Source organism: Streptococcus suis (genome assembly GCF_024509555.1).
Taxonomy (GTDB): Bacteria; Bacillota; Bacilli; order Lactobacillales; family Streptococcaceae; genus Streptococcus; species Streptococcus suis_AD.
In genome coordinates this window covers 1-507 of record NZ_JAMWEL010000057.1, presented here as the reverse complement: position 1 = coordinate 507, position 507 = coordinate 1, and the positions used below count along the sequence as shown (strand labels likewise).

General features: G+C 44.2%; 1 protein-coding gene. It reads left to right on the top strand.

Annotated features, from left to right (window positions below; translation table 11 throughout):
- The coding region (locus tag NF418_RS10315; RefSeq protein ID WP_256779535.1) for an Ig-like domain-containing protein at positions 1-507 on the top strand (507 nt) is incomplete at both ends.

The window sequence follows — 507 nt, the reverse complement described above, 5'->3', positions numbered from 1 at the left end:
ATACAGTCGTAACAACTACTCCAACTCCACAAACGGATGCAGAGAAGAACGATTTGACTAACCCAACTAAGACTCCAGTTGCGGATACGAACAACTTGACTGATGACGAAAAAGCTAAAGTTAAGGAAGAAGTAGAGAAGTCTAATCCAAACCTTCCAACAGGTACAACTGTAGAAGTTGGAAACGATGGAACAGTGACGATCACTTACCCAGATGGCTCAGTTGACACAATCCCAGGTACTGATACTGTAACCCCTAATACAGATACCACAGCACCAGAAGCACCAGTAGTCAACATACCAAAAGCAGGTGATACAACTGTAACAGGTACATCCGAACCAGGTGCAACTGTCACAGTAACCTTCCCAGATGGATCAACAGCTACAACAACAGCTGACGAAAACGGCAACTACACAGTTGATGTACCAGCAGGTGTTGAGCTCAAAGAAGGTGATAAAGTTTCTGCAACAGCTACTGACGAAGCAGGTAACACATCAGATTCTACTG